This window comes from Streptomyces longispororuber, from assembly GCF_014656095.1.
Lineage (GTDB): Bacteria > Actinomycetota > Actinomycetes > Streptomycetales > Streptomycetaceae > Streptomyces > Streptomyces longispororuber.
In genome coordinates this window covers 1-8,236 of sequence record NZ_BNBT01000239.1, presented here as the reverse complement: position 1 = coordinate 8,236, position 8,236 = coordinate 1, and the positions used below count along the sequence as shown (strand labels likewise).

Here is an 8,236-nt window from a genome sequence, read left to right as displayed (position 1 = left end):
CCCGGGCTCGTGGGCCTGCCCGGGCCTGCGCCCCTGCCCACCCCGTCCCGCGCCCCCGCCCGGGCCCGTACGCGGGCCCGTGCCTCACCCCGTGCTCAGCGCCACCGCCGGCCGCAGCCGGGCCGCGCGGGTCGCCGGGTAGAGGCCCGCCAGGACGCCGATGACGAGGGTCGCGGCCAGGCCGCCCGCCAGGGACCAGGGCGGTACGACCGGCGTCCAGCCCTGCGCGAGGGAGAACCCGTACGTGGCGAGGGCGCCGATGCCCGCCCCCGCGGCGCCGCCGAGGGCGGTGAGGAGCAGGGACTCGGTGAGGAACTGGAGCCGGATGTGACCGCGGGTGGCGCCGATGGCGCGGCGCAGGCCGATCTCCGCGCGGCGTTCGATGACGGAGATGACCATGGTGTTGGCGACGCCGACCCCGCCGACGAGCAGCGCGACCGCGCCGAGCCCGAGCATCAGGGCGGTCAGGCCCTTGTCCGTGGCGGCCTTGGCGGCGAGCGCGTCGGAGGGGCGCGAAACGGTCACGGTGCCCTCCTGGCCGGGGTTCACGGTGCGGGCGAGCACCGCGCGCACGTCGTCGACGGCGGCGTCCGCGGACCGTTCGAAGACGGTGGTGGGGTGGCCGTCGAAGCCGAAGTACCGCTCCGCGGCGGGGAAGCCGACCAGGGCGACCCGGTCCAGCGTCGGCACCAGCTCCACCGGCGCGAGGATGCCGACGACCACCACGTACCGGTCGCCCATCATGATCTTCTCGCCGGGCGCGGTGACGCCGAGCCGCTGCGCGGCGATCCGGCCGAGCACGGTCACCGGCAGCCGCTCCCGCCCGCGGTCCAGCCAGGCGCCCCGCTCGACCCGGGTGCCCAGCGCCTCCAGGAGGTCCGTGCGCGCCGCCTGCGTGGTCACCCCGGCGGCGCGCTCCTCGGGCACGGCCGCGCTGCGGCGGATGCGGGCGTCGACGTTCGCCGTGGCGGTGGCCTGCCGCACCGGACCGACGCGCTCCACCATGGCGACGGCGTTCTTCGGCAGCTTCACCTCCTTGCCCAGGGGGTCCTTGCCCGCCTCGGCGGTCAGCAGGTTGGTGCCGAGCCGGTCGAGGCGGCTCATGAGGTCGGCGCGGCTGGACGTGGACAGGCCCACGACGGCCACCATGGTGGCGATGCCGAGCGCGATCCCGAGCGAGGAGAGCACGACGCGGGCGCGCCGGGCGCGCAGTCCGACGGCGCCGACGCGCAGGACGTCGGCGGGGGAGAGGCGGGCGGGCCGCGGGTGGCCGGGCGGGTTCACGCGACCACCTCCCCGTCCCGGAACCGGACGCGGCGCGGCAGCGACTCCGCGATCTCGTGGTCGTGCGTGATGACGCACACGGTGGTGCCGGCCGCGTTCAGCTCGCGCAGCAGCTCCATCACCACCTGCCCGGACACGGAGTCCAGCGCGCCGGTCGGCTCGTCGGCGAGCAGCAGCCGGGGTCGGCCGACCAGGGCGCGGGCGATGGCCACGCGCTGCTTCTCGCCGCCGGACAGCTCGCCGGGCCGGTGCCGCAGCCGGTGCCCGAGCCGCACCCGCTCCAGCGCCTCCCGCGCGGCCTCCCGGCGCCGCCGCGCGGGCACGCCCGCGTACAGCAGGCCGTCGGCGACGTTGTCGAGGGCGTCGCGCCCCGGGGCCAGGTGGAAGTGCTGGAACACGAACCCGATGTGGCGGGCGCGCACCGCCGCGACCTGGGCGTCGGTCAGCGCCCCCACGTCGTGCCCGGCGACCCGCACGGTGCCGGAGGTGGGCCGGTCCAGGGTGCCGATGAGGTTGAGGGCGGTGGACTTGCCGGACCCGGAGGGCCCCACGACGGCGAGCAACTCCCCCTCGTACACGGTGAGATCCACGTTCCGCAGCGCGGTGACGCCCCCCGGGTAGACCTTGGTTGCCCGGCACAACTCGACGACGGCGGGGGCGGGGGTGGGGCCGGTCGGGGGCGGGGGTTCCCCGTCCACCCGCTCCCCGGTGCCCGCCCCCGCCGCACCACCCGCACCCGGCCCCGCGCCCGGCCCGCTGCCCGGCCCCACGCCCGAACCACCCCCGCGTACGCGCCACCTCACTGGACCGCCACCCCCACCCGCAGCCCCTCGCGCAGCTCCGACCCGCTGACCTCGATGTTTCCGTCGGCGGTCATGCCGGTCTCGACGCGCACCATGCGCGGCTCGCCCCGGCCGGGGACGAGCTGGAGGCCGTAGCCGCCGTTCTCGCCGCGCAGGGCGACGACCGCCTCGACCGGGACGGCGAGGACGCCGCGCCGGCTCTTGGCTACGAACGTGACGCTCGCGGTCTCCCGCGCCGCCTTCGCCGACAGCGCGGAGGCGCCGCCGCGCAGGGCGATCTCCACGGTGATGCCGTCGCCCGCGGGCGCGTCCTCGGTCTCCTCCGGCCGCACGGTCCCCGTCACCGTCCCCCGCACCTTCCTGCCGTCGGAGAGCGTCACCTCCGCCTTGGTGCCGGGCTCCGCCAGCGAGCCGTCGGCCTGTTCGAGCTCGGCCCGGACCACCGGCGTCGGCGAGGCGGCGGTGAGGACGGCCTTGTCGGGGCCGACCTGGTCGGCGAGGGCCGCGTCCGCCGAGACGACCTTGATCCGGCCGGGCAGGAAGACGACCTCGCCCCTGCCGACGCGGCCGGTCGGCGTCCGGTTCAGGGACCGCTGCCAGCGCTTGACCGCGGCCTCGGTCGCGGCGTCGTAGCGCGGGTCGACGTACAGCCCGGACCCGTACCCCAAATCCCGCAGGTTCCGCTCCAGTTGCAGCACGTCCGAGCCCCGGCTCCCCTTGCGCATCTCGCGGAACGCGGGCACCTGCCCGTACAGCAGCGTCACCGGCTTGTCGTCCAGCTCGTACAGCGCCTGGCCCTGCCGCACCGTCGCCCCCTCGCGCGCGGCGACGGTCACCGTGCCCTCCACCGCCGACTTCACGGGCCTGCGCCCGGCGAAGTCCACCTGGCCGTCGACCGTCTTGCTGAGCACCAGGTCGGTGCGGACGATCTCGGCGGTCGCGGGCGGCCCCCCGCCCTCGTCCCGGACACCGGAACCGCGGCCCCCGCCGAACGCGAGCACCCCCACGCCCACCACCCCGGCGACGGCCACCCCGGCTGCCACCGTCCAGCCCGTACGCCGTCTCACTGCATGCCGTCCAGACCTTCGAGCAGCTTGCCGGCGCAGGCCTCGCGGGCCTTCTTGTACGCGGGGGAGTCCCGGTCGATCTTCGGGGACGTGGGGTCGGGGTCGCCGCCGGGCAGGACGTTGCCGCCGCTCATCGTCGGGTTCCGGAACGCCGAGACGCCCTTGTCCCGCATGCACGTGGCGTGCGCGAGCATCGACTCGTAGTCCTGCTGCGCGTCCCGCTTCGGCTCCAGGTTCATCGCCTCGCGCATCTCGGCGACGCAGACGCCGTCCTTGCCGCCCTTGTACTCCTCGCCGCCGCCGTTGGGGTCCACGAGCTCGTCGATCTTCGGCCAGTCGAGGTAGCCGCTCAGCTTGGGGTCGGGGTAGTCCTTGAGCCCGGCCTTGGTGCGCATGCAGCGGACGTACTCCATCTGCGCGTCGTAGAAGGCGCTCTTGCCCGACTTGTCGCCGGAGCCCTTGCCGCCCTTGCCGCCGTTGCCGCCCTTGCCGTCGCCGGAGCCCTTGCCGTCCTCGCCGGACGCGTCGGGCACGGAGGCCACCTGGTCGTCCTTGCCGCCGCCGCCGCCGTCACCGTCGCCGGAGCCGGAGCCGCAGCCCACGGCGAGCGCCAGCAGCGGCACCGCCACGAGCGCGGCGGCACGGAACCGGCCGGCGCCGCGGGACGGAGAGGCCACCGATGTCAGGAAAGTCAGAGGGGAATCGCTCATGCGGCCCACCGTCGGGGCCCCGCGTGATGGCGGGTCCATGACCGCATGATGAACACGTAACAATGCGCGGGATCCGCCCGCCCAACCGCTCTGACCAGCCCGGAAGGCCCGGACGCTCGCCCATAATCGAGCGCATGCCGCATGTGCTGCTGATCGAGGACGACGCCTCCGTACGCGACGGGATGGAGCTGGTGCTGCGCCGCCACGGCTACGAGGTCTCCGTCGCCGGCTCCGGCGAGGCCGCCCTCGCCCTGCTCGACGGCCCCACGGGCACGGCGGTGGACCTCGCCGTGCTCGACCTGATGCTCCCCGGCCTCGACGGCTTCGCGGTGTGCCGCCGCATCCGGGCCCGCGCGTCCCACTCCACGCTCCCCGTGATCATGCTGACGGCGCGCGGCGACGACGCCGACGTCGTCGACGGCCTGGAGGCGGGCGCCGACGACTACGTGGTCAAACCCGTCACCGCCCCCGTCCTGGAGGCCCGCATCCGCGCCGCCCTGCGCCGCGCCACGCCCGTCGCGGCCCAGGACGCGTACGCGGGCCTCGTCATCGACCGCGGGGGCCTGACCGTCACCAAGGACGGCACCCCGATCGCCCTGCCGCCCACCGAGCTGCGCCTGCTCCTGGAGCTGTCGGCCTCCCCGGGCCAGGTCTTCACCCGCGAGCAACTGCTGCGCAGCGTGTGGGACCACGACTTCCTCGGCGACTCCCGCATCGTGGACGCGGCCGTCGGCAGGCTCCGCGCGAAGATCGAGGACGTGGCGTCGAAGCCGCGGTTCGTCCAGACGGTCCGCGGCTTCGGCTACCGGTTCGGCCCGCTGTGAGCCGTGCCGCCCGCCCGGCCCCCCGTGCCGCCCGCCCGGCCCTCCGTACCGCCCGCCCGGCCCCCCGCAAGGGGCGGCGGTGGCCCCGGGTCGCCCCGCGCGGGCTGCGCACCCGCCTCGTCGTCACCTTCGTCCTCGTCGCCCTCCTCAGCACCGCCACCGCCACCGCCCTCGCCTACCGCGAGGCCCGCACGGCGGTCCTGGAGCGCACCCAGGAGGCGGCGCAGAACGACCTGCGCACCCGCCTGGCCGCGCTCGCGCCCGACGTCGACGTCCCGCCCGACCAGCGGTCGCTGTCCGCGCTGGCCCGCTCGGTGTCCACCGGGCTCACCGGGAACCCGCTGGTCGTGACCCGGTACGAGAACGCCGGCGCGGCCTCGGCGGGCTCCGCCGACGACCCGCGCATCACCCTCGAGCTGCGCGCCGACGTCCGCGCCTTCGGCCGTACGCGGCTCCAGCGCGTGACGCGCGGCGACGACGCGTACCTGGTGGTCGGCATGCCCGTCACCTACGAGGGCGGCCGCGTGTCCCGCCTCGAGGTCTTCGCGGTCACGCCGCTGGACGCCGAACAGCGCGACACCGCCGCCCTGTTGACCGCGGTGCGCGACGGCCTGCTGCCGGTGCTCGGCGTCAGCGCCGTCCTCGCGCTGCTCGCCGCCCGCACGGTCCTGCGCCCGGTACGCGACCTCGGCCGCGCCACGCGCCGCCTCGCGCAAGGCGACCTCGGCACCCGCGTCGAACCGCGTGGCCGTGACGAACTGGCCGACCTGGCACGGGACTTCAACACCACCGCCGACGCGCTCCAGACGACGGTCGCCGAGCTGCGCGACCAGGAGGCGAAGGCCCGCCGCTTCGTCGCCGACGTCTCGCACGAGCTGCGCACGCCGCTCGCCGCGATGACGATGATGACGACCGTCCTCGACGAGGAGGCCGACCGCATGCCGCCCGACGCCGCGCGCGCCGCCCGCACGGTGGGCGCCGAGACGGCGAAGCTGGCCCGCCTGGTCGACGACCTGATGGAGATGTCCCGCTTCGACGCCAAGGTCGCCCGGCTCCGCCTCGCGGAGGCCGACCTGGCCGCCACCATCCGCTCCACGCTGGACCTGCGGGGCTGGACGGACCGCGTGGGCACCGAGCTCCCGGACGCGGTGCCCGCCCTGATCGACGTACGCAGACTCGACGTGACCGTCGCGAACCTGGTCGGCAACGCGCTCCGCCACGGCGCCCCGCCCGTCACCGTCGCCCTCACCACGGCGCACGGCGTCGCCACGGTCACGGTCACCGACCACGGCCCGGGCCTCGCCCCGGACGCCCTCGCCCACGTCTTCGACCGCTTCTACAAGGCCGAGGCCGCCCGCACCCGCTCCGAGGGCAGCGGCCTCGGCACGGCCATCGCGCTGGAGAACGCCCGGCTGCACGGCGGCAGCATCGAGGCCGCGAACCGCCCCGACGGCCCCGGCGCGGTCTTCACCCTGCGCCTGCCACTGCACCCGGCACCAGCGGGACACGAGGCGCACGACGCTCACGAGGCGGATGAGACACACGGGGCACCCACGGAGGGAGCCCGGTGACCCGGACCCGCACCGCCGCGACCGCCCTCGCCCTCACCACCCTGCTCACCGCCTGCGGCGTCCGCCCCACCGGAGTGATCGCGGGCGGCGACCCGGCCACCGGCCTCACCCGCGGGCTGCGGCTCTACTTCGTGGACAGCGGGGGCCTTCAGGGCGTGTCGCGCCCGAACCCGGGGATCCAGGACCTCGCCGGCGCCCTCAAGCTGCTCGGCGTGGGCCCGAACGCCGACGAGCGGCGGCGCGGCCTCACCAACCTCGTGGAGTTCGCGGAGATCGACGTGTCCGGCGAGGGCACCCGCGTCACCTACCGCTCCCCGGAGGCGTCCTTCGACACCGACCGCGACCGCCTGCCCAACGGCCAGGTGGTCTGCACCCTCGCCCGCGCCCAGTCGTACCTGTCGTCGCGGGACGAGAAGCGCCGCATCCGCCCCGACGACGTCCAGGTCACCCTCGTCAACGCCGAGCGCCGCTTCGGCCCGTACCGCTGCTCGCAGTTCCTCACCGGCACCGGCTGAACCGGCCGCGGCACGCCGCCGGGTCAGCGGTCGTCGTCGTTGCGGGCGTACGCGTACATCATCATCTCCTTGGGGGCCGTCGGCCGCGGCTTGGCCAGCAGGGTGGAGCTCATGTACAGACGCCCGTGCGTGTAGAGCACCTCGGACGAGACCGGGACCATCCCCGCGGGCCTGCTCTTGGCGGTGAGGAGCTTCTTCTCCTTCATGGTCCGCCCGTCGAGCGTCACCACCTCGACGCCCCCGTAGTCGCGGTACGCGATGACGTTGCCGCCGTCCATGCGGATCGGGAACATCGGGGCGCCCTCGTGCGCGTTGCCGCGCGGCCCCGACAGCTTCCCGGTGGAGAGCGCGAAGGCCACCAGGTCGTTCGTGGAGGTGTACGCCTTGGAGCCGTCGCGGCGCGCGGTCGGCACGTACAGCTTGTCGTTGCCGACGACGATGCCGCGGCAGTCGTTGACGATGCTGGTGCTGCCGCAGTCGTGCAGGTACCGGCGGTCGGGCAGCGCCGTCCTGGAGCGCAGCCTGCCGCGCCGGTCGAGGGCGAAGACGTCGGTGGCCCCGGACCCGCTGATCTCCCCGGAGTCGAGGCCGACGACCACCGGGTCGGTGGAGAGCACGTTGAGGTTGCGGACCCCGGCGGGCAGCTTGTGGCTCCACCGCGGCTTGCCGCTCACGGGGTCGAGGTCCTGCACGCGGTACGTCTCCGAGCCGTACTCCCCGCACCGGCGCACGGCCACGAGCCGCGCGCCGCCGCCGTACCCGACGTCCCGGCACGCCTCCCCGGCCCGGGGCTTCCACCGCGGCGCGCCGGTGCGCAGGTCGAAGGCGGCGCCGCCGTAGAGCCCGGCCACGGCCACGGTCCGCCCGCTGATCGCGACCTGGTTGAACTCCGTCTTCGTCCGCTGGTACCCGGTCCTCAGGGACCTCGACCACAGCTTCTTCCCGGTCGCGAGCTCGAAGGCCATGACCTCGGTGCAGGGCGCGCGGTTGCCGGACCCGTCGTGGGTGGTGGGCGCGGTGACCACCACGGCGACCCCGCCCGCGCCGATCTCCCGCGACCCCGCGCAGGACTGGCCCGGCTTCGCCAGCGTCCAGCGCACCGTGCCGGTGCCCGCGTCGAGGCCGGTGATCCGCTGCACGGACGCCTTCGCGTACACCTCGTCCGTGAGCCAGGACCCGTTGACCGGCCAGTAGTCCTCGCCCTTGGGCAGCTCCGCGACCGGGGCGCCGCCGCTGAAGGTGGCCTTCGGGTCGGCGGGGACGACCTCCTTCGGCTGCGCGTAGGCGGGAGCGGGCTTCCCGGCGGGCCCTTTCCGGCCGCCGTCCCCGCCGTCCCCGTCGTCCCCGTCGGCCACGACGTACCAGGCGCCGCCCCCGGCGAGCAGCGCGAGCGCGGCGACGGAGGCGACGACGAGGACCGTACGGCGCCGGGCCGACCGCCGCGGCGCGGCCGGCGGCCCCG

8 protein-coding genes are annotated in these 8,236 nt (G+C 75.6%); 3 read left to right on the top strand and 5 right to left on the bottom strand.

Annotated features, from left to right (window positions below; genetic code table 11):
- Positions 1-84 precede the first annotated feature (84 nt).
- The 4 genes from IE330_RS36825 to IE330_RS36810 all read right to left on the bottom strand — a co-directional run bounded on the left by IE330_RS36825 (position 85) and on the right by IE330_RS36810 (position 3,831).
- On the bottom strand, positions 85-1,284 hold the full coding sequence (locus IE330_RS36825) for an ABC transporter permease (protein WP_229926192.1): 1,200 nt from the start codon (positions 1,282-1,284) through the stop codon (positions 85-87).
- Complete coding sequence (locus IE330_RS36820; RefSeq protein ID WP_373314820.1) at positions 1,281-1,982, bottom strand: ABC transporter ATP-binding protein; 702 nt, start codon at positions 1,980-1,982, stop codon at positions 1,281-1,283. The genes IE330_RS36825 and IE330_RS36820 overlap by 4 nt, the downstream gene beginning before the upstream one ends.
- Positions 1,983-2,083: 101 nt before the next feature.
- On the bottom strand, positions 2,084-3,154 hold the full coding sequence (locus IE330_RS36815; protein ID WP_190140541.1) for a peptidoglycan-binding protein: 1,071 nt from the start codon (positions 3,152-3,154) through the stop codon (positions 2,084-2,086).
- Complete coding sequence (locus IE330_RS36810) at positions 3,151-3,831, bottom strand: hypothetical protein (protein ID WP_190140540.1); 681 nt, start codon at positions 3,829-3,831, stop codon at positions 3,151-3,153. Before IE330_RS36810 ends, IE330_RS36815 begins: the two co-directional genes overlap by 4 nt.
- Positions 3,832-3,998: 167 nt before the next feature.
- Here IE330_RS36810 and IE330_RS36805 point away from each other — a divergent pair, with 167 nt between their 5' ends.
- The 3 genes from IE330_RS36805 to IE330_RS36795 are packed head-to-tail and all read left to right on the top strand — an operon-like array spanning position 3,999 to position 6,774.
- Positions 3,999-4,688, top strand: coding sequence for a response regulator transcription factor (locus IE330_RS36805; RefSeq protein WP_190140539.1), 690 nt, complete (start codon positions 3,999-4,001; stop codon positions 4,686-4,688).
- Positions 4,685-6,259, top strand: a complete 1,575-nt coding sequence (locus IE330_RS36800) for an ATP-binding protein (protein WP_190140538.1) — start codon at positions 4,685-4,687, stop codon at positions 6,257-6,259. The genes IE330_RS36805 and IE330_RS36800 overlap by 4 nt, the downstream gene beginning before the upstream one ends.
- Positions 6,256-6,774 carry a hypothetical protein gene (locus tag IE330_RS36795; RefSeq protein ID WP_229926191.1) on the top strand — a complete coding sequence of 173 codons (519 nt, stop codon included), beginning with the start codon at positions 6,256-6,258 and terminating at the stop codon, positions 6,772-6,774. The genes IE330_RS36800 and IE330_RS36795 overlap by 4 nt, the downstream gene beginning before the upstream one ends.
- A gap of 23 nt (positions 6,775-6,797) precedes the next feature.
- Here IE330_RS36795 and IE330_RS36790 read toward each other — a convergent pair.
- Positions 6,798-8,236 (bottom strand): outer membrane protein assembly factor BamB family protein (locus tag IE330_RS36790; RefSeq protein WP_190140537.1); only part of this gene is annotated, 1,439 nt, incomplete at its 5' end.

What these genes read in the sequence shown, in the direction of transcription:
- IE330_RS36805 (WP_190140539.1), top strand. Translation starts at nt 3,999, where the DNA reads ATGCCGCATGTGCTGCTGATCGAGGACGACGCCTCCGTACGCGACGGG.